Below are 22,533 nucleotides of genomic sequence, written 5' to 3'. Positions count from 1 at the left end.
CCCAGCCTATTCCAGCAGCAGGCAACAGAGTTCCGCGCGCGACATCTCACGACGCAGGAATGAAGCGCACGTGTTGGGGATCGATGAACACACGAACGGGATCACCCGGGTGAAGACGCAAAACGGCAGCCTGCGCCGACGGAACGTCGACGACCAGCTCTGGTTGCGACACATACACTCGCGCGCCTCCCGGCGCGGGTTCCAGGCGCTCAACCCGCGCCAACCACTGGCCCGTTTCGGCTTCTTCGGCCTCAATGTCGTTGCGGGCCAGCTGCAGGGCTCCCGTCCACGTCGGGTCCTCCGCTCGGGCGATCCGCGCATCAGCCGGGCGGAACACGGCAACGATCGGGTGTCCGTCAGCGGGCCGCGGACCGCCCTCTGCCGAGGAAATCCGCACGGGAACGCCGAACGATCGCCCCGTCCACATTCCCTCCTTCGCCGTCCCCCGCAACCGGTTGAGGCCGGCAGCCGATGCAACAAAGCGCGTTGCCGGTTGGGCGAGAACATGCGAGACATCCCCGCGCTGGGTCACCTCTCCGTTTTCGATGACGGCCATTCGGTGCGCCAGCGCGGCCGCGTCGAAAGCATCGTGTGTGACGACGACCGCGGTCGTATGCGTGGCTCGGAGCTGCTCGCGCAGCAACGTGCGGATGTCAGACGCCGTCTCGGTGTCGAGGGCGGTCAGGGGCTCGTCCAGCAGGAGCAGACGCGGCCCGGTGGCCAATGCCCGCGCCAGGGCAACGCGCTGCTGCTGTCCACCGGACAGCTCCCCCGGCCGATGGTCGCCCGCACCGTCGACGCCAACGCGCCACAGCCATTCGTCGGCGTCAGCGTGCGCCCTGGCCCGCGTGGCGCCGTGAGTTCGCAGCCCGAAGGCGATGTTCTGTCTCACCGTCATATGCGGGAAGAGCAGGGGCCTTTGGTCCAGCATGACGACGCCGAGCCGGCGAGGATCCGGCCTGTGGCGAGGTGTCACGCGCACGTCGCCGACAACGAACTCCCCATCCGTGATCGGGATCTCGCCGGCAAGCGCGCGCAAAAGCGTGGACTTTCCGGCTCCGCTCGGTCCCATGACCGCGATGACTTCGCCCGGCCTGGCCGCGACCATGACGTCCAGCCGAAACCCGGTCGGGCGTTCCACGATCACGCGACCCTGTACGCCATAGTCTTGCCGATTCATCGCACGCTCCCCGGTCTCCAGGCTCGGACGACGAGCAGGATCATCAGGACCGTCGCCAGGAGCAAAAGTGCCAAAGCAACCGCGGTCCCCTCTTCCACTCCTGCTCCGTTAAATGCCGTGTAGATCGCAAGGGGCATCGTTTGGGTCACACCGGGCGCATTGCCGGCGAACAGCGCGGTTGCGCCGAACTCGCCAACAGCGCGGGCGAAGCTCAGGATGACGCCGGCAACGATGCCGTTCGCCGCAAGGGGAAGCGTGACGAACGTGAGGGTGCGCCATTTTCCCGCCCCGAGCGCGGCGGCCGTACGCTCGAAATCCGTTCCTGCGGTGCGAACAGAGCCCTCAACGGCGATCACAAGAAACGGCAACGCCACGAAAATCTGTGCGATCACAACAGCGGCCGTTGTGAACGGGAGTCCGAGGCCATGTTCGTCGAGCCATGCGCCAACCGGACTCGTCCGGCCAAACAGGTACAGCAGCGCAACACCTCCCACCATCGGAGGAAGAACAAGAGGAACCGTCACAAGCACCCGCAAAACGGCGGCGACCCCGCGGCGAGCGCGCGCGATGATGATGGCCAGCGGAATGCCGACGATAACGCAGCAGATGGTGGCGATTCCCGCGGTGATGAGCGAGAGCCGGAGTGCGTCGAGGGCCGCGGGTGAGGTGATGTCTTCCCAGAGCGTCGCCCAGTTTGCTCGGCTGATCAGCGCGATGAGCGGCAACGCGAGAAGGGCGAGCGCGATGGTCGCGGGAAGAGCGAGCGCGCGCGGGAAGGAGCCGCGTTGGGTGGTGCCGGCCATGTCGGTCACGATGCGTGGTTTCCTTCCTGCTGCCCCCATCATGGCGTCTGGAAGCCGAGCTGCGCGAGTTCGGCCTGTGCGACATCCGTCAACAGGAAGTCAATGAACGCTGATGCGGCTGCCGGATGGCTGCTGTCCGACACGATGGCGACCGGGTAATTGTTGATGATGGCGTCCAGCCGATCGTCCTCGATCGTGATGAGTCCGCGGGTAGCCGCCTCAGTGCGGTAGACGAGGCCGGCATCGGCATCACCTGAGGCGACTTTTGTGGCTACGGCTGTGACGTTTTGCTCGCGGCTGGCGGGTGTCACGGTGATATCGGCTGCGGCGAGCGCACTCTGAGCGGCGGCTCCGCATGGCACGGCTTCTGCGCACAGCACAACGTCGAGGTCGGGGCGAGCGAGGTCCTCCAGTGTTGTCACGGGAACGGAGGGGTCTGCGAGCGCGATGACGAGGGAGTTGGAGGCGATGATGACGGTGTCATGCGTGAATTCGGCGATTCTGTCCATGGTCGCGTCATCGGCGAAGGCGACGACGTCGACGGGAGCGCCCTCGGATACCTGAGTGGCGAGAACGCTGGATCCGTCGTAGACGATTGGCGCGATGTCGATGTCGGGATGTTCCTGTTCGAACAGGGGGACGATCTGTTCGAGCGCGCCGCGCAGGGACGCCGCCGCCGAAATGCGGAGGCTGTTGTCGTTCGCGGCGCATCCCGTCAGGGCGACCACGGTAACAGCGGCGCAGGCGGCGAGAAGGAATGGACGGTGGCGCATCCCCTCATCTGACCACACCCCGTGTGCGCGCAGTACTCTCGTGGCATGGATCCCCTCGTTCCCCCTGTTGCTGCGCTGAGCCCCGCTGAGGCTGAGCGCACATCGCGTCACGCCACTCTCTACCCGCTCGGGGAACTCGGTCAGCGTCGTCTCGCGGGTGCCCGTGTGACGATCGTTGGCGCGGGTGGGCTCGGCTCACCTGCTGTTCTCGCTCTCGCAGCGGCGGGAGTTGGCCACCTCACGGTGATCGACGACGACACGGTCGATGCGTCCAACCTTCAGCGTCAGGTCCTGCACCGGGTGGCTGATGTGGGGGCTCCGAAGGTCGCGAGTGCCGTGCGCGCGGCGGCGGAACTCGCGCCGGAATGTGACGTTGTGGCGGTGCAGGAACGGATCACCCCGGCAAACGCCGAACGTCTGCTCTCCGGTTCCGATGTTGTTCTCGATGGAACGGATAGCTTCGCGAGTCGCGCGGCTGTTGCTGCCGCGGCGGAGCGCCTGGGTGTCCCGCTCGTGTGGGGCGTTGTGCAGGAGTTCCATGCGCAGGTGACGGTGTTTTGGCCCGGTGCTCCGGCGGGGGTCCCGGCGACGCGCCTCTCGGATCTGCATCCGGTGGATGCTGTCGGGAATGTTCCGTCGTGCGCTGAGGTCGGAGTTCTCGGACCCCTGGTGATGCAGATTGGCTCGATGATGGCGACGCAGGCTGTGTTATTGATCACGGGCGTTGGCGATCCGCTTCTGGGGCGCGTGGTTCTTGTCGATGCCCTGCGCTCGACCGTGCGCGAGGTTCCTCTGCACGCCGCCGCGGCGACTGGTGAGCGGACACAGTCCCTGCCGCGCGCGGACACCATCGACCCCGCGACGACCTATGTCGATGTGCGCGATGCCGACGAGTGGGCGACGGGCGTGATCCCCGGCGCGGTGCTTCTCTCTCTTCCGGACCTGGCCGCGGCGACAGATGCGCAGTGGGAGGGGACGGTTGTGACCGTCTGCCAGAGCGGCGTCCGCTCCGACCGGGCCGCACGGATCCTTCGTGATCGCGGCGCCCGCGCGACGAGTCTGCCTGGGGGAATGGATGCGTGGGATGGCGCCGTCGTTCTTCCGGAGGGCACGCGATGATCACGGTGGAGGAGCATCTCGCCCGCGTTCTCGACGCCGCCCCCGTTCTCTCACCCGAATCCGTCGCGGTCGCGGATGCTGGGGGCCGAACTCTCGCAAGCCCCGTTCTGTCGCGCCTCGACATTCCCGCGTTCGATAACTCGGCGATGGACGGCTTCGCGGTGCGCTTCGCCGACGTGTCCGGCGCTTCCCCGGAGGCGCCCATCGCGCTGCGCGTTGTCGGCGACGTGCCGGCAGGCAGTAGCGCGAATCCGCCGCTGGGCGAGGGCGATGCCGTTCGCATCATGACGGGCGCACCCGTTCCGTCGGGAGCAGACACGATCGTCCCCTTCGAAGCGACAATCGGTGGCCTCGGCGATTCAACGACGCAGGCGGTCGTGCGTCTCGCGCCGCGAGCGATCGGCGCCCATATTCGGCGCAGAGCGGAAGATCTCTCGGCAGCCGACACCGTGCTGGAGGCCGGCACGCTGCTCGGTCCCTTCCACCTCGCCGCCGCCGCGGCGTCCGGGGCAGGGTCCCTCCGCGTCACACGTCGACCGCGGCTACTCGTCGCATCGACGGGGTCTGAGCTGGTTTCGCCCGGCACCATTCCGGGCCCGGGACAAATTCCCGATTCCAACGGCACCTTGATCGCGCAGCTCGCGGAACAGGCAGGAGCCGATGTGTCGCGTGTCACGCATGTCGGTGATGACCCGGCTGAGCTGATCCGTCTCATCGAGGACTCCTCAGAAGCAGACGTCATCATCACCTCGGGCGGTGTCAGCGCCGGCGCGTACGAGCCCGTCAAGCTCGCGCTCGCCGATCAGATCGATTTCGTCACCGTCGCCATGCAACCGGGCAAGCCCCAGGCTTTCGGGGTTCTCCCGTCCGGCGCGTTGTTCTTCGGATTGCCCGGAAACCCTGTGAGCGTTGCGGTGTCGTTCGAGAACTTTGTGCGTCCGGCGCTGCTGACGATGCAGGGCCGGTCAACGATTCACCGACCAAAACTGCGACTTCCTGCGGCCGAAGCGTGGCGCGCTCCCACCGGACGTCGCCAGTACATACCGATCGTCGTGGACAAAACCGGCGCATGGACCGTTCGCCCGGCATCGGCTGGGGGCTCTGGTTCGCACCTCGTCGGAGGGCTGGGCAAAGCCGAGGGGTATGCCGTCGTGCCCACGGATGTCGACGGCGTGACGGCCGGGGACATGGTCGACGTGCTGCTGATGATGTGACCTGCCATGCTGGACGAATGAGCACCTTCACGCATCTCGATCAGGCCGGACACGCTCGGATGGTCGATGTCACCGAGAAGATTCCGACCGTTCGCTCGGCAACGGCGCGCGGCTTCGTCCGATGCGCGTCCGACACCGTCGCTGCGCTCGCCGACAGCACGGTGCCAAAGGGGGATGTGCTCGCGGTGGCGCGCATCGCAGGCATCCAGGGCGCGAAGAAGACGCCCGATCTGCTCCCCCTCGCTCACGTGATCGGCGTGCATGGCGCTTCCGTCGATCTTGCCGTGACGGATGCTGGCGTCGACATCACGGCAACCGTCCGCACCGCCGACCGCACCGGTGTCGAAATGGAAGCACTCACTGCCGTCACGGTCGCCGCGCTGACGGTGGTCGACATGGTCAAGGGCATCGACCGCTCGGCGTCGATCGAGAACGTCCGTATCGTGAAGAAAACGGGTGGCCGATCGGGCGATTGGGAACGTCCTGGTGAGGCAAACGCGTGACGAAACGCTGCTCCCTCTGCGCCGCGCACCCCGTGTACCGCCCATGACAACCGCCGGTGTGATTCTTGCTGGTGGTCACGCCTCCCGCGTGGGCGGGGTGGATAAGGCGATGTTCCGCATCGACAACGTTCCGCTGCTCACCCGTGCGATCACCGCTCTTTCCAGTTGCTCCGAGATCATCGTCGTCGGGCCCACCCGTGACGTCGCATCGGCGCCGTCGACCTGGATCGTCGAAGATCCCCCCGTGAGCGGTCCGGTAGCAGCGCTGGCGGCCGCACTCGCGCACACCAGCGCCGACGACATCATCGTCCTTCCCGCGGATCTGGCGGACGCGGAGGAGGCGGTACGTCACCTCACGGGCCACAACGATGGCACGGACGGTGTGGTCCTCGTTGACCCCTCTGGCCGGGCCCAGTGGCTCACCGCACGCTACCGACGCTCGGCGCTGAGACAGGCGCTGGCCGCCACGCCGCACAGCGGCGACCGCGCCCCGTCGCTCCGTCGTGTCGTATCGCTCCTCACTCTGACGGAACGCCCCGCGCCGTGGCGCGCAACCCGCGACGTCGATACGTGGGAGGATCTGCAAGAACTGGGAGGAACCACATGACGAACCCCACGCATCTGCCACCAGAGGCACTCGATTCGTGGACGCGCGCCGCCTGCGACGAGCTCGGACTCGACAGGTCAGACGTCGATATCGCCCTCATTCTCGACCTCGCCCGCGACGTCGCTCATGGCGTCGCCCGCCCCGCAGCGCCGGTGACGGCGTATCTTGCTGGCCTCGCCGCGGGACGAGGGACGATGACCCCGGAGGACGCCGTTCGCCGTGTGTCCTCTCGCGCCACACAGTGGTCGTCATGACACAGGTGCGTTTTTTCGCCGCCGCCGAAGAAGCGGCCGGACGTGCGAACGAACATCGCGCGGAGCAGCGGCTACTGGCGCTTCGTCAGGCGCTGGTTCACGACTATCCCGCTCTTGCCGGAATTCTCCCGCGCTGCGCGGTTCTCGTTGATGGCGTCCGTCACGATGGAGACACGGATCTCACGGGCGCAGAGACCGTGGACATTCTGCCGCCGTTCGCCGGCGGATAATGCCCTCGGGCCCCTCTCTTCGGTGATCGCCGACCGCCCTAGCCGCCGAGGCCCTTCCAGGTGGCATCGCCGCTCTGTTCAATCTGGCGCTTCCAGACGGGAAGCTCGCGCTTGATGTCCTCAATGACCTGACGACAAGCCTCGAACGCCTCGGCCCGATGGGGCGCGGCCACAGCGATCACCACCGCTGCCTCGCCAACGTCCAGCCTGCCGACCCGATGGCTGACGGCGATGATAGCTCCCGTGCGATCGGCAGCGCGCTGGGCGAGACCCCGGAGAACCTGTTCGGCATCAGGGTGAGACGAGTACTCCAGTGCCTGCACCGCGCCGACCGCTTCGGGGTCATGGTTCCGCACACGGCCAACAAAACTCGTCTCGGCTCCCATCCGCGGGTCATCGACCGCCGCGAGATGCGCGGCAAGGTCAATCGGTTCCGCGCTGATCCTGGCACGCCGAACATCATCCATGGTCTTCTCCCCTGAGCTGGGACAGCACGTGGTCCGCGATTCGGAGAATCACCGAGATTCCATCGCGAACGGCGCCGGTCGATCCCGGAAGGTTCACGATCAGAGTCTTGTGCGCAATTCCCGCGACACCGCGCGAGAGAAGCCCTCCCGGCGCCGCGGACGCGCCGAGGCGACGCAGTTCCTCGGGAATCCCGGGAATCTGGGTCTCGATAACGCGCGCCGTCCCCTCGGGGGTGAGGTCTCGCGGCGAGATGCCGGTTCCCCCCGTTGTGACAATGAGCTCGACTCCTTCCGCGATGGCGGCGCGCACGGCGTGTTCTACGCCATCCGCGCCATCCGGGATGATCGTCGCGTCGTCGCACCGCCACCCGCCGTCCCGCAGCGCGGAAACGGCCAGCGGCCCCCCGCGATCCTCACGCAGCCCCGAAAAACACCGGTCGCTCACCGTAATGACGGCCGCGCTGCGCGCTCGCGGCGCCTCGGGGAGAACCGATTCCGTCACGCGCTTCCCCCGAGCAGATCGGGGCGACGCTCTCGCGTTCGTTCCATCGCCTGTTCTCGTCGCCACTCGGCGATCTTGCCGTGATGCCCGCTGAGGAGAACGTCGGGAACGTCGATTCCGCGCCACTGCGCCGGCTTTGTGTAAATCGGATACTCCAGCATCCCGAGCTCATGCGATTCCTCGACAAGGCTCTCCGGGTTACCGACAACACCCGGGATCAGCCGGCCAATGGCTTCGATCATCGCCATCGACGCGACCTCACCACCATTGAGCACATAGTCGCCGATGCTGACCAGGCGCACGCGTCCCCGCGCCGCGAAATGATCGATAACGCGCTGGTCGATTCCCTCGTACCGTCCACAGGCGAAAACAAGCTGCTCTTCCTGCGCCAGCTCGCGCGCAATGGTCTGCGTGAAGACGTGGCCGGAGGGCGTGGGAACAACGAGAACCGCATCTTCGCCCAGGATCTCGTCGAGCGCCTCCCCCCACGGCTCGGGTTTCATGACCATCCCCGCACCGCCGCCGTAGGGTGTGTCATCAACCGTGCGGTGACGATCGTGTGTCCAGTCACGCAGGTCGTGCACCCGCAGATCGAGAAGATTCTTCTCACGAGCTTTGCCGATCAGCGATACATCGAGCACGTCAAAAAACGCGGGGAAGATCGTGACGATGTCAATACGCATCCGTCGATTCTATTCGCGGTCGCCGATGCGCCGATGTGTTTCGAGTTCGTTTCGGCACGTTCCCGGGCTCCGCCGACAGTGCGTGAAGGAAAAGTGACGCGGGCGTCACCTCCGAGGAGATCGGCCCGAAACACCGAGGACGTAGCTTCACTGGTACATCAGATCGTCATCTCACCAGGAGAGCTGCCATGGCAACGCCTTTGAGCACCACGAGCACCACCCCCGAGAGCACCAACACGTCCCCCGCAACAGGCATCACGACGCGGCCCGGGCGTTGGATCGACGGTTGGAACGCGGAGGACACCTCACAGTGGGAAAACGGCGGCCGCAAGATCGCCAGCCGCAACTTGCGCTGGTCGATTTTCGCCGAGTTCCTCGGCTTCGTCATCTGGCAGCTGTGGAGCATCGTCGTCGTCATGCTGCCTGCCGCCGGTTTCGCGATCACGAGTAGCGAGCAGTTCTGGCTCATCTCTATCCCGACGCTCGTCGGAGCTACCCTGCGCTTCCCCTACACCTTCGCTGTTGCCCGCTTCGGTGGGCGCAACTGGACCATCGTCTCGGCCGGGTTGCTCCTCTTCCCGGCAATTCTGCTCGGAATCGTCGTGCAGTTCCCCGACACCCCCTTCGGAATCCTCGTGCTGATCGCGGCCCTCGGCGGCGTCGGCGGCGGTAACTTTGCCAGCTCAATGGCGAACATCACATACTTCTTCCCGCAGAAGGAGAAGGGATGGGCTCTCGGGCTCAACGCCGCAGGAGGAAACCTCGGCGCCTCCGTTGCCCAGTTCGCTGTTCCCGTTGTCGTCACGCTTGGCGCCGTCGGAACGCTGAACCTCAGCCTGGCCGGTTTTGTCTGGGTGCCATTCATCCTGCTCGCGATGTTCGGAGCCTGGAAGTACATGGACAACCTGTCGACGGCCAAGACAGACTTCGCCGGTGTCTCGGCGGCGATGCGCGAACCGCACCTCTGGATCATGTCGATTCTCTACATCGGCACGTTCGGATCGTTTATCGGTTTCGCCAGCATCTTCCCGAAGCTCATCTCCGACCAGTTCCCGGAATTCTCCACCTTCTCGATCGGGGCCGCGAGCGTTTCTCTGGCCTTCCTCGGCGCCCTCATCGGCTCGCTCGCCCGACCGTACGGCGGCAAGCTCGCTGACCGCATCGGCGGTGCTCGCATGACAATCGCCTCGTTTGGCGTGATGATTCTGGCGACCGTCAGCGTGATCTTGACGCTGCCGCTGCAGAACTTCTGGATCTTCCTCGGCCTGTTCCTGCTGCTGTTCGTGGCAACGGGCGTGGGTAACGGAGCCACCTACCGCATGATTCCGTCGATCTTCGCCGCGCGCGGCGCCGCAACGGCCGGTGAAGACCACGCCGTTTCCACGCAGCGCCAAGCGGCTGCAGCGACGGGAATCATCTCGGCCGTTGGCGCCTACGGCGGGTTCTTGATCCCCCAGGTTCTCAACTTCTCGCAGTCGACAACCGGTGCGTATAACTCCGCTTTCTGGGGCTTTGTCGCCGCGTATGCCACACTCGCTGTCTTGACGGCCGTGATCTACCTGGTTCCGCGGAAGAACCTCGACGGACGCATTGTCTGAGATCGTTCAACAACACACTTCTCGAAAGGATGATGCACCCGTGACGATGAGGATCGTGCTGGTTGGTTTTGGGCCCGTCGGAGTGAGGTTCGCCGAGGAGATCCTCCCCGAGGTACAGGCGGGACGCGTCGAGCTGACGATCGTCGGTGCGGAACAGCACGATCCCTACAACCGGATCATGATCGCCGAATACGCGGCCGGGGATGTCAGCCGCGACGGGCTGATCGTTGCGGACCCGGAAGAGTTTCGCTCCGCCGGCGCTCGCGTGATCCAGGGCGATGCCGTCACCGCAATCGACCGCGAAACACACGAGGTCGTGCTATCGGGCGGTGAGCGCATCGCCTACGACCGCGTTGTTCTGGCGACAGGAGCGCGATCGAACGTTCCGTCACTCGACGGCCTGATGAGCGTCTCCCCTGACGCGTCGGGCCTCGACGCACAGCTCACCGACGGGGTCACCGTCCTGCGCTCGCTCGAGGACGCCGAACGCGTGAAGGCGGTAATCGAGCAGGGCGGACGCGTTGTGGTCCTCGGCGCGGGAATCCTCGGCATCGAGCTGGCGCTTTTGCTGGCCGATGCGGGGGCGATCCCGTCGATCAGCCACTTCGGCCCGATTCCGATGCCGCGTCAACTCGATCGCGGCGCGGCCCATGTGCTCGTTGAGCAGATGACCCGCGCCGGCGTCACGGTTGTTCCGCACACGCGAGCCGAGGCGATCATCGCGCACGACATCGACGGACGCCGCACTTTTCGCGCTCTCGTCTCGAGCGACGGAAAGCGCCTTGAGGGGGATCTCCTCGTGCTCTCGTGTGGAGTTCAGCCCCGGGCGGAGCTCGCCGTCGAGGCCGGTCTGCGTGTTGGCCGCGGTGTTCTCGTCGATGAACAGCTGAGGTCGTGGTCAGATCCGAGCATTCACGCGATCGGTGATGTGGCGCATGTTCAAGACCCGGAACGTTTTGGTGACGAGCGTTCCGTACCCGGCGGTCCCAGCGGCCTCGTCGGTCCTGGCTGGCGTCAAGCCGAGTGGTTGGCCGCGTCGATCACCGCAGAAATATCCGGACAGGCGTGTGAGCCCTACCGCGAGGACGTCCCCGGGATTGTTCTGCTGAAGGCCAGCCAGATTGATCTGGTCACGGCGGGAGACGTGCAGGTGGATCCCTTTGCTCCCACACCGGCCGGTGAACGCGCCCCCGAGGTGGCGATGTGGGCGGATCCGCAGCACGGGACGTACGTCAAAATGTCCACAACGGACGGTGTGCTCGACGCGTTCGTCGCCGTGGGTCAGCCGCGCGCGGCTGCCGAGCTGAGCGTCCTGTATCAGCGACGGGGCGAACTGCCCAGCGATCGCTCGCTTCTGCTCCGCCTCGATGCCGCCGACGAGACACTGCCGCGCGCCGAAGGCCGCGACGCGACCGTCTGCATGTGCAACGCGGTCACGGCAGGACAGATCGAAGACGCGGTTGCGGAGCACGAGTGCACAACGGTCGAAGAGGTCGGAAGCTGCACCCGCGCGGGAACGGGGTGTGGCGGGTGCCGCGTGCGTATCTCCGAGCTGCTGGCGCAGCGTGAGGTGGCCTCCGCATGACATCGCAGCCCCTCACCGCCCCGACAGCCGACACCCACTGCCCGTACTGCGCGCTGCAGTGCGCCATGACACTCACTGCAACGCCGGGAGAACGTCTGCCCGTGGAGGTCTCTGGGCGCGAGTTCCCCACCAACCGCGGCGGCCTCTGCAAAAAGGGGTGGACGTCCGCCGAGCTTCTCTCTCGGGGAGACCGTCTCACCTCTCCCCTCGTCAAACAGCCCGATGGCTCTTTCGCTGAGGCCTCATGGGATGAGGTGCTCGATCGCATCGCGACCACGGCAACCCGTATTCAGGCGGACAGCGGCCGGGATGCCGTGGGAATCTTCGGCGGCGGCGGTCTCACCAACGAGAAGTCCTACCAACTGGGGAAGTTCGCACGCATCGCCCTGCGCACCAGCCGCATCGATTACAACGGTCGCTTCTGCATGTCGTCCGCTGCCGCTGCCGCGAACCGCTCCTTCGGACTGGACCGTGGTCTTCCGTTTCCTCTCGCGGATCTCGGAACGGCCGAGGCGATCCTCGTGCTCGGGTCGAACATGGGCGACACCATGCCGCCGTTTGTTCAGCACTTGCAGGGCGCGCGCGCTCGCGGCGGGCTCATCGTGGTCGATCCCCGCATGTCGACAACCGCGCGGCTCACAAACGATGGAGCCGGTACCCACATCGCGCCCGTCGCCGGAACGGATCTTGCGCTCTTGCTCGGCCTCAGCCATATCGTGCTCAACGAGGGCCTCGCCGATGAACGTTACCTCGAGGAGCGGACAACGGGACTCGCCGGCTTCAAGAGGTCGGTTGCGCAGTGGTGGCCGGCACGCACCGAGTCCGTTACGGGTGTCCCGTCCCAGACGCTCCGCGACGTTGCGCACCGCCTCGCGGCGGCGAAGAACGCCTATATCCTGACGGGCCGCGGCGTTGAACAGCACTCCGACGGCACTGACACTGCAACGGCAGCGATCAATCTCGCGCTTCTTCTCGGCCTCGTGGGGCGAGAAGGCTCCGGCTACGGCACCCTGACGGGCCAGGGAAACGGACAGGGCGGACGAGAGCACGGACAAAAATCGGATCAGCTTCCCGGGTATCGCAAGATCACGGATCCCGCCGCTCGCGCCCATGTTGCTCGCGTCTGGGGTGTTGTGCCGGAAATCATCCCCGGGCCCGGTCTCCCCGCCGTGCAGCTGCTGCAATCGTGCGGCGAAGTGGGCGGCGTTCGAATGTTGCTCGTGCACGGATCGAACGTCGTCGTGTCGGCGCCAGACGTCTCACAGGTGCGCGAATCGCTGTCAAAGCTCGACCTTCTCGTCGTCAGTGACTTCTTCCTGTCGGAAACGGCGCAGATGGCGGACATCGTCCTTCCCGTTCTGCAATGGGCAGAAGAAGAGGGAACGATGACGAACTTGGAAGGCCGGGTGATCCGGCGCCGGAAGGCGGTAACTCCTCCCGACGGTGCGCGCAGCGAGCTGTGGATCTTGCGTGAGCTCGCACAGCGTCTCGAGGCGCCAGGAACGTGGTCGCTTGATCCGTCCGAAGTTTTCGATGAACTCGCACGCGCGTCGGCCGGCGGCTTGTCGGACTACTCCGGGCTCTCCCACGCGCTCCTCGACACTGGAATCGCCGCGCACTGGCCGTACGCCGCTGGGTCCGATGGCACGCCTCGTCTGTTTCAGGAGCGCTTCGCGCACGCCGATGGCCGGGCACGTCTCGTCGCCGTCCGCGCACATCCTCCGGAGGCTCCGCGCGGAGCCGATCTGAACCTCATCACGGGGCGATTGCTCGAGCACTATCAATCGGGGGCTCAAACGCGCCGCGTTGCGGAGCTCAACGATGCGAACTCGGAAATCGTCGCCCAGATTCATCCCGTCACGGCGCAGGATCGCGGTATCGCGGACGGAGGAAGGGTGCGGGTAGCGAACGCACGCGGCGTTGTCGAAGCGCGTGTGAAGGTCACGCGGGATATTCGGCCCGACACGGTGTTCCTTCCGTTTCATTTCGCGGGTGACGAGAGCGCGAACTTGCTCACAAGCGCGAAAACGGATCCCATCAGTTCGATGCCCGAGTTCAAGAATGCCGTTGTCACGGTCGAGGCTCTCACCCCCTGACAGCGCACACGATGGTCAGGGCAGCAATAGGCTGATCGCATGGACGTCGAGCAGCTACTTCCCGGAGGTGAGCTGTTTCTGCCCGCCCTCGTCGGAGCGGGCGTCGGCCTTGTTGCTCTTCTGGCCGGAGCGATCGGCGTCGCCGTCCTCTGGGCCAGGCACCGTGGGGCTCCGGACGAGCGGGAACCGGGCGGACTTCCGCCCGCTCTCGCGGAACAGCTCTCCCGGCTGCAGGTGCTCCGCGGGATATACCTCGCCCGGGAACGATTCCCCGCCGCAGCTCGCGTGGCTCGGGCCATCGCTGAACTCACCGAGAACGTCACGGTGCTGTTTCGCCGCCTCGACGCGCACGGGGGTGACATCGGGCGCGCAGAACACGAGTACGCACCTGCTCTTGCGCGGCTGACGGCGGCTCTCGACACCGATTATCTGCTGGACATTCTCGCGCACCCCCAGCTGTGGGACGATCGTGATCGCCGCATCGCCGAGGTGGAGGACGTGCTCGCCGCCGTGACGGAACAAGCCGGCGAGCACGTCCGTACGCTCACGTCCACGAGCGCGATCCGCGTTGAAATGGGGCTGGACGGGCTGGGAGCGCGCGCCGAACTTCGCGCATGGGAACGCGAGTTCCGCCGCCGCAACGACACCTGACCTCCGCGGATCAGAGGCCCGTGTACGCGACGATCCCTCGACGAACCGCATCGAGGGCACGCCGCGCCGTTCGCGCCAGCTCTCCCTCGGCGACGAGCGAGATCTGATCGAGCAGGTCGATCGTCTGCTTCGCCCAGCGCACGAAGTCACCCGCGGCCATATCGGCCGATCCGAGAACGCGATCCAGCGTCTGTCCGCGTGCCCACAGGTGCATCGCGTGCGCAAGCCCGGCCGCAACAGGAGACGTCCCCGGCAGGCGGTGGTCCTGTTCCAGATCATCCAGTTCTGCCCAGAGGCGTTCGGTGTGATCGAGCGCCTCACGGAAGTCGCCGCGCGGCATCGGGAAGTCACCGTTCTGTTCGTCACGCCGCGGCTCGTACACGAGGGCACAAGCGATCGCCGCGAGAGACGCCGCATCGAGGTTCCGCCAGAGATCGCGGCGGATTGCCTCAGCAACCAGCAGGTCGCGATCGCCGTAGATCCGCTTCATCGTGCGGCCGTTGTCGGTCAGCTGCGCTGTATCCCCGTCGATCCGGACGTAGTCCAGTGCGACGAGAACGTCGACAATGCGATCGAACTGGCGCGCAACTGTTCCCGTGCGGCTCTCGATTTGGCGACGCATCGTGTCACTGGATCGCTTGAGCTTGAAGTAACGCTCCCCCCAGCGCGCGTGCTGCTCACGGTCTGCGCACTCATGGCAGGAGTGGCGTTTCATGCGCTTTTTGAGGCTCGCCATCTTGTTCCGGCGCTCTTCCTGGCGCGCCTTCGACGCCGAGATGTCCTTGCGGTCTTTCTTCTCGAGATCGCTGAGCTCACGGCGCAGGCCGGCGTACTCAACAAAGTCGCCCTTGTCGCACGCCATGGATCTCAGGTACCCGGCGAGCGACTCTTCCGTCTGCTTCACCTCACGCGCCATCCCCACAACGGCTCGGTCAGCTTGGAACTGTGCGAACGAGCTCTCCAGAATTTCTCGTGCCTGCTGCCGACCGAACTGATCGATCAGGTTGACGGCCATGTTGTACGTCGGGCGGAACGAGGAATTCAGCGGATAGGTGCGGCGTGACGCCAGCGATGCCACCGCATGCGGGTCAAGACCGTCCGTCCAGTGAACAACCGAATGGCCCTCAACATCGATTCCGCGGCGGCCCGCGCGGCCGGTGAGCTGGGTGTATTCGCCCGGTGTAATGGGAACCCGTGCCTCGCCATTGAACTTCTCGAGCTTCTCGAGAACAACGGTTCGCGCCGGCATATTGATGCCGAGCGCGAGCGTCTCGGTCGCGAACACGGCCTTGACGAGCTTGCGCCGGAAAAGCTCTTCGACAACCTCTTTAAACGCCGGGAGGAGCCCCGCATGGTGCGAGGCTATCCCGCGTTCGAGGTTGTCGATCCACTCGTAGTAGCCGAGAACACTCAGGTCCTCGTCTTGGAGCGCCGCCGTGCGCTGTTCCACGATGGCGCGAATCTTCTGCCGCTCATCGCGATCCGTCAACCGGATACCGCTGCGGCGAACCTGTTGTACGGCCTGATCACACCCCACCCGGCTAAAGATGAAGAAGATCGCGGGGAGAAGGTTCTGCCGCTGGAGGAGCTCAACCGCCATTGCACGATCGAGACGTCCTCCCGCGCGCGGCGGACGCTGGTAACGCTGCCGGCTTCGGCGCGATCCGCCGCCACCGCCGGAAGGCAGACCCCTGCCCATCTGGAGCAGCTCACGGTTGACCGCGTTATCGCGTGCGCCCCCCTCATCGAAAAGAGGAAGCAAATCGCCTCGCGCCAGAACATGCTGTTCCAACGGAACCGGACGCGTTTCTGAAACGATGACCGCAGTATCGCCCCGCACGGTGCCGAGCCAGTCACCGAACTCCTCAGCGTTCGACACGGTTGCCGAGAGCGAGACGAGACGTACGCGCTCGGGAAGGTGAATGATCACTTCTTCCCAGACCGCACCGCGGAATCGATCGGCGAGATAGTGCACCTCGTCCATCACGACGTATCGAAGATCGTCGAGCGCGCTCGAGCCCGCGTAGATCATGTTGCGCAGCACCTCGGTTGTCATGACGACGACGCGGGCGTGGGCGTTGATATTGGTATCGCCGGTGAGCAGCCCGACATTGTCGGGGCCGTAGACCTCCTGAAGCTCCCGGAACTTCTGGTTCGACAGCGCCTTCATCGGCGTCGTGTAAAACGCCTTGTCTGTTGACGTTCGCATCGCAAGGTGAATCGCGAACTCACCGACGATCGTCTTCCCGGCGCCGGTGGGGGCAGCAACGAGAACGCTCGAGCCGTCCTCCAGAGCGCGGCACGCCTCGACCTGAAAAGGATCGAGGTCAAACCGCATCGACTGGGCGAAAAGGCTCGAGACGGGGTGACGCGGCTCTTGCGCCTCGGAGTCGTGCTCGGCGGGCGAAAGTTCCATGACCCCATCCTGCCTGAGAGCGGCAGAGAATCAGGCGTACTCGACGAACAGATCGGGGTTCTTCTTCTTTTTCCGCGCGTCGATGAGCAGGCACACCAGACCGGCGAGCATGTACAGCACGAACATGATCGCGGAAACGATGAAGAAGGTGAACATGTCTGCGGGCGGAGAGGCGAACATTCCGAAGATGAGGCAGAGGACCAGAACCCAGCGCCAGGACATCAACACGCGCTTCGCACGGATCACATCGGCCAGGTTCAGCGCGACCACGAACACGGGCGAGACGAAGCCGATGCCGATCACGACGAGGGTGCGAAACACGAAGTTGTAGTACTCGTTCGCCGTAAACATCTGGGCGACCTGCGTGACGGAGTCCGGGAAGAACGTCGACATGATCGTGATGATGTTTGGCAGAAGGAAGATCGCCAGAACAACACCGCCGAAGAACAAGGGAATCGCCGCGGCCATAAAGCCGAACGAGTACCAAAACTCTTTCCGGGTGAGTCCGGGTGTGACGAAGCGCCAGATCTGCCAAAGCCAGACGGGCGCAGAAATCACGAGCCCGGCGACGAATGCGATACGCAGACGCATGTCGAACGGCCCGGTGACCGTGGTAAACGTCAGCTTCGTGAAGTTCGGGTCATCCAGGCGTTCGGCGACACGTTCGATCGGAAACGTCAGCCATTCGATGATCCACGTGGTCAAAAATGCCGCGATGATCATGCCGACGACGAGGCCGATAACGCCGATGGTGAGACGCTTGCGCAACTCTTTCAGGTGCCCCGTGAGCGTCATCTTGCGCTCATGCGGCAGATGCGACTCCTCGGCGGCTCCCCCGGTCTTTCGGGGACGTGCCACGGCCGGTTATGGCTTGGGTTCTGAGGGCGGGGTGTCGCTCGTCGGTTGCGCAGCAGACTCGCCAGACGCCGACGTGTCGGTCGCGGACCCCTCAGCCTTTGCTGACGCATCCTCTTCCTTCATCTGCTTCATCTCACCCTTGAAGGCGCGCGCGGACTGTCCCATGCTTTTCGCCAACGCGGGAAGCCGTGCAGCGCCAAAAATCAGCAGAATAATCAGCAGAATAAGGAGGATCTGCCACGGTCCCATGTTTCCGAAGGGCATGCTTACTCCGTCGTTTGCGGTCGAGTGGTGGCTAGTTTAGAACGTCTCGCTGAAGTTCGCCCCAGCGACGGCCCACGATCTTGCGAGGTCACGGGCCTCACGCGGTGCGAGGACCTCGAGTTTGCCTCCCTCACGGGACGCTAGGCGCTTGACCACCCCAATGTCAGCAACGGGAATCCGTGCGATTGTGGACGCGCCGTCGGTCGTGAGCTGAGCATGGGCGAGATAGTCGGCCAAAACGACGCGCATCTCGGTCGGAAAGCGCAGCGTGACAATGGTGTCGTCCGCCGTTGGCGTGAACAGTTCGGCCGTGATGTCGTCGGCGCGGCGCGCGTGATCATCTGTCACGACCAGGTCCGCCATGCGCTCGAGAAGAAACGTTCGCGGTGCCTCACGCAGATGACACCAACCCTGCAGGTACCATTCCCCTTCAGACTGCAGAAGTCGCGCTGGATCGACCGTGCGGCGCATCGGCTTTCCCTCCGGCCGCCGATATGCGAATCGCACCTGGCGGCGCTCAGCAATGGCCCGAGCAAGTTCGGCTCGCAGCGGATCCTGGTCATCGTCAACAACGATCGACATCCCCGCCGGGGCGGTCGATCCCCGCGTCAGCTTCCGTCGAAGAGCATCGATCTGCTCGGCGTCCGCAATTCCCGGCAAGGATCTCAGAAGCTGAAGCCCCGCGATGAGTGCCGCGGTTTCCCGGGTCGTAAATCGCTGTACGCGTTCGATACCCACCGTGTGCGTGAGGCTGATCCTGTCGTCGCGCTCGAAGAGGTCCCAGTCGAGGTCGAACATCTCGCTGGGATAGCCATCGTCAGAGGGGGCGCCCACGAGGGTCAGGGTCGACACCATCCCGCGCATCTCGCGTTCCGTGACATCGAATTGCTCGGCCGCCGTTGCGACCGAGACCTCTCCCCGCTCGATCAGCCAGGGAACGAGGGTGAGGTAGATGCGCACACGTTCGACGGACACCAGCGCCGCGCGCCGTGTCGTCTGTACCGGAACGTCGTGCAGCGGGATCTCTGCGCTTCCTGTGTGCACGTCGATCGCTTCTCGCAGGCGCTCCGCAACGAGCGATGCCAGAGATGCCGGTGAGATGACCGTCGCTTCAGGGCCGTATGACGCGATCTCGCCCGCAAAGATGTACGGGTCGACGCACGGCACGACGATACGGCCGTTGTCGTCGATCTCTGCCGCCCGTCTCCGCAGCCGCATGTCGGCTTCGGAACCGGGAACGACCGCAACAACGGCCCGCTGGCGGTCGGCAACGGCATGAAGCTCGGCGAGAGCCTCTTCGGCGCGTTCTTCGGGATCGTCCAGAACGTACCTCGTGCCCGTGAGAACAACATCGCCGACGATTCGTGCGAGCAGAAACGTGCGGTCTCCCCCGGCATCGGTATCCCACGCGTCAAGGTGCCAGCGCCCGTCGAAAAAGACGAGGGCACGTGGCTGAACCGTGCGGCGACGCATGTGATCGATTCCGGGGCGCAGGTAGTCAAACTGCACCTCGACGCGCCTCTCGATCGCCTGTTCAAGCGGCGCGAAAGAGGCCTCGCGAGCATCGAGCCGGGGACGCACACCAAGGATCGGTTCGTCGACGTCGAGCCCCAGAGCACGAATCTTCCGCATTCCCGCTCGCGCCTCGCGGGACATCGTCGCCTCACCCCAGGCATCCGCCGCCAGGCTGAGAAGAGCCAGTTCGACGGCCGTGAACTCGAGATCCTCCGGGAGCGCGCTGTCGTGCCGCGGGATGCGGTACCGCGCCTCGCGCATGTCGCGCGGATTGCTGACGTTTCCGACAAGTTCCAGCGGCATGCCCAGGCTCGTGAGCGCTTCTTTGTCGCGCTCGAACATCCGCTCCAAGGTCGCCTCGTCGCGGCCTTCGAGGATCCGTTCTGAGTATCCCGAAACCGAGGCGTAGATTTGCGCGCGGGTGAGCCCCATCTCGGTGCCCAAAAGGGCAACCGTGAGATTCATGAGCCGTTCTTCGGCAGGAATCCGCGCCATACGCGTTGTCACATAGCCGGCATGTCGGATGTTCCGAGAATGTCGATCACGTAGACGAGTGCGCCGTGATCAGCATCGGGAACGACCGTCATCACCTGCGAGCCGGCGGTGGCGCCAATCACAGCGCCGCGCACGTCCTCCGGCAGGTTTTCGACGGGAGACACCTGCAGGGCTTCGTCAGCCCAGGTCGACGACACAACACGTCCGGTGTCCCACTGAACCGTCAGAATCTGGCCGATGAAGACCTCATCAGCGCCCAGTTCATCACCATCGCCCTTGAGGAGCGTTTGTGTTCGGGTCTCCGACGGGGCAGCCCCACGGGGAACCGTGACACCCGGGACACCAGCGGGCGTACGAATCACCGACGGCATTCCGTGGCCGGCGTTGTACACGGGAGAGCCATCCGCCGACGCGGGGAGCACGCGGTTGATGTCGACAACCGCAATCGTGTGAGCCGGGTCGATGAGCTGTCCCGTTGCCTGCATCGCCGACATGGACAGCGCTTCTGAACCGCCCTCGGCGCCGAGCGCTGCGACAACGCGCGATCCTTCGCTTGCGCACAGAAAGGCGTCTTCCAGGCCGGGCACCTCGGCGATCAGCGCGCCGAGGTTCGACACTCGCCAGTCTTCGTCCGTGTACCCCGTAAACGGCACGGCAACACCCGTCACACCATCGAAAAGTGTGAGGTCGAAGTACACCGCCTGGTCGAGTGACTCGATAACAGCCCCGCTGCCCGTCACCACGTCCATATGCTCGGGCGATGCCGCCACAAACGGCTTCGGGAAGGACGCCGTTGGCGGTGTTCCTACCTGGTCAGACACCTCGAACGCACTTAGAAGCGTCGGGGATGTGTTTGCCACGCGGCCACATGATTCGGGAGTAACGGCGGCCGAAGAGCACCCGACGAGGGCGAGGGCGGACATGCCGATCACGGAGGCTACTGCTGTCGTCTTGCGCACCGCGTCAGTCTAGGGGATGTCGCTCTGCGCAGCTGACGCGCCCTCAGCATCGGCTTGGCGAGCCGCTGCCGCCTCGCGCGCGCCGCCTGCGGCCTTCTCGGCCTCACGAATGCGCTTTCTCAGATTCTTATCCGTGATCTCACGATCACCGACGGCTCCGGGCGTCCACACTTCCTGATCGTGGTCGGTGTAACTGCGTTTCGACGCACGACGCTTGACCTCGGGCGGCACGGCGCCGGGTGCCAGCTTGCGCGCCGAGATGAGAAAGCCCGTGTGCCCGACCATCCGGTGATCCGGGCGGACGCTCAGGCCGTCAACGTTCCATCCACGCACCATGGTCTCGGAGGCCTCCGGCTCGGTGAAGCTCCCCATGTCACGGAGGAATTCTGATGTGCGGCTGAGCTGTGTCGCCGTGGCGACGTAACACAGCACGACGCCGCCGGGAGCGAGCGCATCGCTGACGGCGGGCAACACCTCCCAGGGCGCGAGCATGTCGAGCACGACTCGGTCGACGGTGCCATCGGTGATGTCACGGGGCAGTGCGTCGGCAAGATCACCGAAGTGAATCTCCCACTGCTCGGGGAGGCCACCGAAGAACGTCTCGACGTTGGCGCGGGCAACCTCGGCGAATTCCTCGCGGCGCTCGAACGAGTGCAGAAACCCATTCTCGCCGACGGCTCGCAGAAGGGACATCGACAGCGCGCCCGACCCGACGCCCGCTTCGACGACAACAGCCCCGGGGAAGATATCCGCCTGGGTGACGATCTGACCGGCGTCTTTCGGATACACGATGGCCGCACCGCGGGGCATCGACATCACGAAGTCGCGCAAGAGCGGTCGAAGCGCGAGGTACTCGTGGTCATGCGTGTTGCGCACAACCGAACCGTCGGGCTGGCCAACGATATCGGCATGGAGCAGAACGCCCTGGTGCGTGTGAAGTTCACCGCCGTCACGGAGCGTGATGGTGTGCAGTTTGCCCTTGGGTCCGGTCAGCTGCACACGGTCGCCGTAGCGGAACGGCCCGCGGGGAATCATGGTCATCGGATGACGTCCTCTGCCTGACGCACGCGCGTGAACAACGCGGCGATGTCTGATGCGTTCGTGTCAGCGAGGCTCGGCCAGAGAGCATCGGCGCCCACCCCGTCAAGGCTTACGAAGTGCGGAACGCCGAGCGTCACGGCCCCCGAGTCGATTGCCGAACGCAGACCCGTCGGAGAGTCTTCGATCGCAACACAGTCACGAATATCGACGCCCAGCGCTGCGGCGCCGGCGAGATAGGGATCAGGGAACGGTTTCGGGCGCGCAACATCGTCTCCGCCGAGAACAGCGTCGAATGCGTCGAATGTGAACAGATCAGCAACGCGCTGCGCCATCCGGCGTCGCGACATGGTCACGATCGCCGTTTTCACTCCCGCGGCGCGAAGCGAGCGGAGGAGCTCCTGGGCGCCGGGCCGGAAGGGAAGACCGCTCTCTGCCATCTGCCGAAGAACCTCGTCGGTGAGGTATTCCACGATGTCCGGGATGTCCATCTGCACACCCGCGCTCTGCAGAATGGCGCCTGAGGTCTCCAAGGAGTTGCCCACCAGCTGCAGCGCGTCTTCGTGCGTCCACGTGCCGCCGAAGCGTTCAACAAGCGGCGTTTCCGCGGCGATCCAATACGGCTCGCTGTCGATGATGGTCCCGTCCATGTCCCAGAGAACCGCCCGGGGGAAACCGAGGGGCAGGTCGCAGGACGCATCGTTTGGAGTCACCGCACAAGCC

General features: G+C 65.1%; 23 protein-coding genes. 10 read left to right on the top strand and 13 right to left on the bottom strand.

The features are described from left to right. Positions 1-46: 46 nt before the first annotated feature. From G6N81_RS01105 to modA, 3 genes are read right to left on the bottom strand one after another with little or no spacing between them, the layout of a single operon-like run. On the bottom strand, positions 47-1,180 hold the full coding sequence (locus G6N81_RS01105) for an ABC transporter ATP-binding protein (RefSeq protein ID WP_165131951.1): 1,134 nt from the start codon (positions 1,178-1,180) through the stop codon (positions 47-49). Beyond that, positions 1,177-1,983: an ABC transporter permease gene (locus G6N81_RS01100; RefSeq protein WP_165131948.1), complete on the bottom strand. Its 807-nt coding sequence runs from the start codon at positions 1,981-1,983 to the stop codon at positions 1,177-1,179. Before G6N81_RS01100 ends, G6N81_RS01105 begins: the two co-directional genes overlap by 4 nt. Before the next feature lie 38 nt (positions 1,984-2,021). Next, on the bottom strand, positions 2,022-2,756 hold the full coding sequence (gene modA / locus G6N81_RS01095; RefSeq protein WP_165131945.1) for a molybdate ABC transporter substrate-binding protein: 735 nt from the start codon (positions 2,754-2,756) through the stop codon (positions 2,022-2,024). A gap of 45 nt (positions 2,757-2,801) precedes the next feature. Between modA and G6N81_RS01090 the strand changes: the two genes are divergently transcribed. The 6 genes from G6N81_RS01090 to G6N81_RS01065 are packed head-to-tail and all read left to right on the top strand — an operon-like array spanning position 2,802 to position 6,683. After that, positions 2,802-3,875 carry a ThiF family adenylyltransferase gene (locus tag G6N81_RS01090; protein ID WP_165131942.1) on the top strand — a complete coding sequence of 358 codons (1,074 nt, stop codon included), beginning with the start codon at positions 2,802-2,804 and terminating at the stop codon, positions 3,873-3,875. After that, positions 3,872-5,089 (top strand): molybdopterin molybdotransferase MoeA, encoded by a 1,218-nt coding sequence (locus tag G6N81_RS01085; protein ID WP_165131939.1) that lies wholly within the window; start codon positions 3,872-3,874, stop codon positions 5,087-5,089. Before G6N81_RS01090 ends, G6N81_RS01085 begins: the two co-directional genes overlap by 4 nt. A gap of 17 nt (positions 5,090-5,106) precedes the next feature. Next, positions 5,107-5,592 (top strand): cyclic pyranopterin monophosphate synthase MoaC, encoded by a 486-nt coding sequence (moaC, locus tag G6N81_RS01080; RefSeq protein WP_165131936.1) that lies wholly within the window; start codon positions 5,107-5,109, stop codon positions 5,590-5,592. A 43-nt stretch (positions 5,593-5,635) separates the two neighbouring features. Beyond that, a complete protein-coding gene (mobA, locus tag G6N81_RS01075) occupies positions 5,636-6,199 on the top strand; it encodes a molybdenum cofactor guanylyltransferase (protein WP_165131933.1) in 564 nt (187 codons plus the stop codon). Next, complete coding sequence (locus tag G6N81_RS01070; protein WP_165131930.1) at positions 6,196-6,453, top strand: DUF6457 domain-containing protein; 258 nt, start codon at positions 6,196-6,198, stop codon at positions 6,451-6,453. The genes mobA and G6N81_RS01070 overlap by 4 nt, the downstream gene beginning before the upstream one ends. Continuing rightward, a complete protein-coding gene (locus G6N81_RS01065; protein WP_165131927.1) occupies positions 6,450-6,683 on the top strand; it encodes a MoaD/ThiS family protein in 234 nt (77 codons plus the stop codon). Before G6N81_RS01070 ends, G6N81_RS01065 begins: the two co-directional genes overlap by 4 nt. 38 nt (positions 6,684-6,721) lie before the next feature. On the opposite strand, the gene G6N81_RS01060 is transcribed toward G6N81_RS01065, so the two are convergent. From G6N81_RS01060 to trmD, 3 genes are read right to left on the bottom strand one after another with little or no spacing between them, the layout of a single operon-like run. Further along, on the bottom strand, positions 6,722-7,150 hold the full coding sequence (locus tag G6N81_RS01060; RefSeq protein WP_165131924.1) for a molybdenum cofactor biosynthesis protein MoaE: 429 nt from the start codon (positions 7,148-7,150) through the stop codon (positions 6,722-6,724). Next, the gene (locus G6N81_RS01055; RefSeq protein ID WP_165131921.1) at positions 7,143-7,652 is read right to left on the bottom strand and encodes a MogA/MoaB family molybdenum cofactor biosynthesis protein; all 510 of its coding nucleotides are present in this window, start codon (positions 7,650-7,652) and stop codon (positions 7,143-7,145) included. Before G6N81_RS01055 ends, G6N81_RS01060 begins: the two co-directional genes overlap by 8 nt. Beyond that, positions 7,649-8,335 (bottom strand): tRNA (guanosine(37)-N1)-methyltransferase TrmD, encoded by a 687-nt coding sequence (trmD, locus tag G6N81_RS01050; protein ID WP_165131918.1) that lies wholly within the window; start codon positions 8,333-8,335, stop codon positions 7,649-7,651. Before trmD ends, G6N81_RS01055 begins: the two co-directional genes overlap by 4 nt. Before the next feature lie 188 nt (positions 8,336-8,523). Here trmD and G6N81_RS01045 point away from each other — a divergent pair, with 188 nt between their 5' ends. Genes G6N81_RS01045 through G6N81_RS01030 form a run of 4 tightly spaced genes read left to right on the top strand, consistent with a single transcriptional unit; the run spans position 8,524 to position 14,265 of the window. Continuing rightward, positions 8,524-9,933: an MFS transporter gene (locus G6N81_RS01045; RefSeq protein ID WP_165131915.1), complete on the top strand. Its 1,410-nt coding sequence runs from the start codon at positions 8,524-8,526 to the stop codon at positions 9,931-9,933. A 46-nt stretch (positions 9,934-9,979) separates the two neighbouring features. Beyond that, positions 9,980-11,518 (top strand): FAD-dependent oxidoreductase, encoded by a 1,539-nt coding sequence (locus G6N81_RS01040; RefSeq protein ID WP_241245095.1) that lies wholly within the window; start codon positions 9,980-9,982, stop codon positions 11,516-11,518. Beyond that, the gene (locus G6N81_RS01035) at positions 11,515-13,614 is read left to right on the top strand and encodes a molybdopterin oxidoreductase family protein (RefSeq protein ID WP_165131909.1); all 2,100 of its coding nucleotides are present in this window, start codon (positions 11,515-11,517) and stop codon (positions 13,612-13,614) included. Before G6N81_RS01040 ends, G6N81_RS01035 begins: the two co-directional genes overlap by 4 nt. Before the next feature lie 39 nt (positions 13,615-13,653). Continuing rightward, positions 13,654-14,265, top strand: coding sequence for a hypothetical protein (locus tag G6N81_RS01030; RefSeq protein ID WP_165131906.1), 612 nt, complete (start codon positions 13,654-13,656; stop codon positions 14,263-14,265). Between the two features lie 10 nt (positions 14,266-14,275). Here the strand turns inward: G6N81_RS01030 and G6N81_RS01025 are convergent, their stop codons facing one another. The 7 genes from G6N81_RS01025 to G6N81_RS00995 are packed head-to-tail and all read right to left on the bottom strand — an operon-like array spanning position 14,276 to position 22,460. Beyond that, entirely contained in the window at positions 14,276-16,681 is a 2,406-nt protein-coding gene (locus tag G6N81_RS01025; protein ID WP_165131903.1) for a DEAD/DEAH box helicase, read from the bottom strand. Positions 16,682-16,711: 30 nt separating this feature from the next. Further along, entirely contained in the window at positions 16,712-17,539 is an 828-nt protein-coding gene (gene tatC / locus G6N81_RS01020; RefSeq protein WP_165131900.1) for a twin-arginine translocase subunit TatC, read from the bottom strand. Between the two features lie 6 nt (positions 17,540-17,545). Further along, complete coding sequence (tatA, locus tag G6N81_RS01015; protein WP_206527882.1) at positions 17,546-17,803, bottom strand: twin-arginine translocase TatA/TatE family subunit; 258 nt, start codon at positions 17,801-17,803, stop codon at positions 17,546-17,548. A 36-nt stretch (positions 17,804-17,839) separates the two neighbouring features. Then, entirely contained in the window at positions 17,840-19,825 is a 1,986-nt protein-coding gene (locus G6N81_RS01010; protein WP_165131897.1) for a helix-turn-helix transcriptional regulator, read from the bottom strand. Next, positions 19,822-20,772: a hypothetical protein gene (locus tag G6N81_RS01005; RefSeq protein WP_165131894.1), complete on the bottom strand. Its 951-nt coding sequence runs from the start codon at positions 20,770-20,772 to the stop codon at positions 19,822-19,824. The genes G6N81_RS01010 and G6N81_RS01005 overlap by 4 nt, the downstream gene beginning before the upstream one ends. A gap of 9 nt (positions 20,773-20,781) precedes the next feature. Continuing rightward, positions 20,782-21,813, bottom strand: coding sequence for a tRNA (adenine-N1)-methyltransferase (locus tag G6N81_RS01000; RefSeq protein ID WP_165131891.1), 1,032 nt, complete (start codon positions 21,811-21,813; stop codon positions 20,782-20,784). After that, positions 21,810-22,460 (bottom strand): HAD family hydrolase, encoded by a 651-nt coding sequence (locus tag G6N81_RS00995; RefSeq protein WP_165137537.1) that lies wholly within the window; start codon positions 22,458-22,460, stop codon positions 21,810-21,812. Before G6N81_RS00995 ends, G6N81_RS01000 begins: the two co-directional genes overlap by 4 nt. Positions 22,461-22,533 lie beyond the last annotated feature (73 nt).

The organism is Microbacterium amylolyticum (assembly GCF_011046975.1).
Lineage (GTDB): Bacteria > Actinomycetota > Actinomycetes > Actinomycetales > Microbacteriaceae > Microbacterium > Microbacterium amylolyticum.
Note: the sequence above shows the minus strand (reverse complement) of the source record. Positions and strands in the feature narration are given on the sequence as shown.

What these genes read in the sequence shown, in the direction of transcription:
- G6N81_RS01105 (WP_165131951.1), bottom strand. Translation starts at nt 1,180, where the DNA reads ATGAATCGGCAAGACTATGGCGTACAGGGTCGCGTGATCGTGGAACGC.
- G6N81_RS01100 (WP_165131948.1), bottom strand. Translation starts at nt 1,983, where the DNA reads ATGGCCGGCACCACCCAACGCGGCTCCTTCCCGCGCGCGCTCGCTCTT.
- modA (WP_165131945.1), bottom strand. Translation starts at nt 2,756, where the DNA reads ATGCGCCACCGTCCATTCCTTCTCGCCGCCTGCGCCGCTGTTACCGTG.
- G6N81_RS01090 (WP_165131942.1), top strand. Translation starts at nt 2,802, where the DNA reads ATGGATCCCCTCGTTCCCCCTGTTGCTGCGCTGAGCCCCGCTGAGGCT.
- G6N81_RS01085 (WP_165131939.1), top strand. Translation starts at nt 3,872, where the DNA reads ATGATCACGGTGGAGGAGCATCTCGCCCGCGTTCTCGACGCCGCCCCC.
- moaC (WP_165131936.1), top strand. Translation starts at nt 5,107, where the DNA reads ATGAGCACCTTCACGCATCTCGATCAGGCCGGACACGCTCGGATGGTC.
- mobA (WP_165131933.1), top strand. Translation starts at nt 5,636, where the DNA reads ATGACAACCGCCGGTGTGATTCTTGCTGGTGGTCACGCCTCCCGCGTG.
- G6N81_RS01070 (WP_165131930.1), top strand. Translation starts at nt 6,196, where the DNA reads ATGACGAACCCCACGCATCTGCCACCAGAGGCACTCGATTCGTGGACG.
- G6N81_RS01065 (WP_165131927.1), top strand. Translation starts at nt 6,450, where the DNA reads ATGACACAGGTGCGTTTTTTCGCCGCCGCCGAAGAAGCGGCCGGACGT.
- G6N81_RS01060 (WP_165131924.1), bottom strand. Translation starts at nt 7,150, where the DNA reads ATGGATGATGTTCGGCGTGCCAGGATCAGCGCGGAACCGATTGACCTT.
- trmD (WP_165131918.1), bottom strand. Translation starts at nt 8,335, where the DNA reads ATGCGTATTGACATCGTCACGATCTTCCCCGCGTTTTTTGACGTGCTC.
- G6N81_RS01045 (WP_165131915.1), top strand. Translation starts at nt 8,524, where the DNA reads ATGGCAACGCCTTTGAGCACCACGAGCACCACCCCCGAGAGCACCAAC.
- G6N81_RS01040 (WP_241245095.1), top strand. Translation starts at nt 9,980, where the DNA reads ATGAGGATCGTGCTGGTTGGTTTTGGGCCCGTCGGAGTGAGGTTCGCC.
- G6N81_RS01035 (WP_165131909.1), top strand. Translation starts at nt 11,515, where the DNA reads ATGACATCGCAGCCCCTCACCGCCCCGACAGCCGACACCCACTGCCCG.
- G6N81_RS01030 (WP_165131906.1), top strand. Translation starts at nt 13,654, where the DNA reads ATGGACGTCGAGCAGCTACTTCCCGGAGGTGAGCTGTTTCTGCCCGCC.
- G6N81_RS01025 (WP_165131903.1), bottom strand. Translation starts at nt 16,681, where the DNA reads ATGGAACTTTCGCCCGCCGAGCACGACTCCGAGGCGCAAGAGCCGCGT.
- tatA (WP_206527882.1), bottom strand. Translation starts at nt 17,803, where the DNA reads ATGCCCTTCGGAAACATGGGACCGTGGCAGATCCTCCTTATTCTGCTG.
- G6N81_RS01000 (WP_165131891.1), bottom strand. Translation starts at nt 21,813, where the DNA reads ATGACCATGATTCCCCGCGGGCCGTTCCGCTACGGCGACCGTGTGCAG.
- G6N81_RS00995 (WP_165137537.1), bottom strand. Translation starts at nt 22,460, where the DNA reads ATGGACGGGACCATCATCGACAGCGAGCCGTATTGGATCGCCGCGGAA.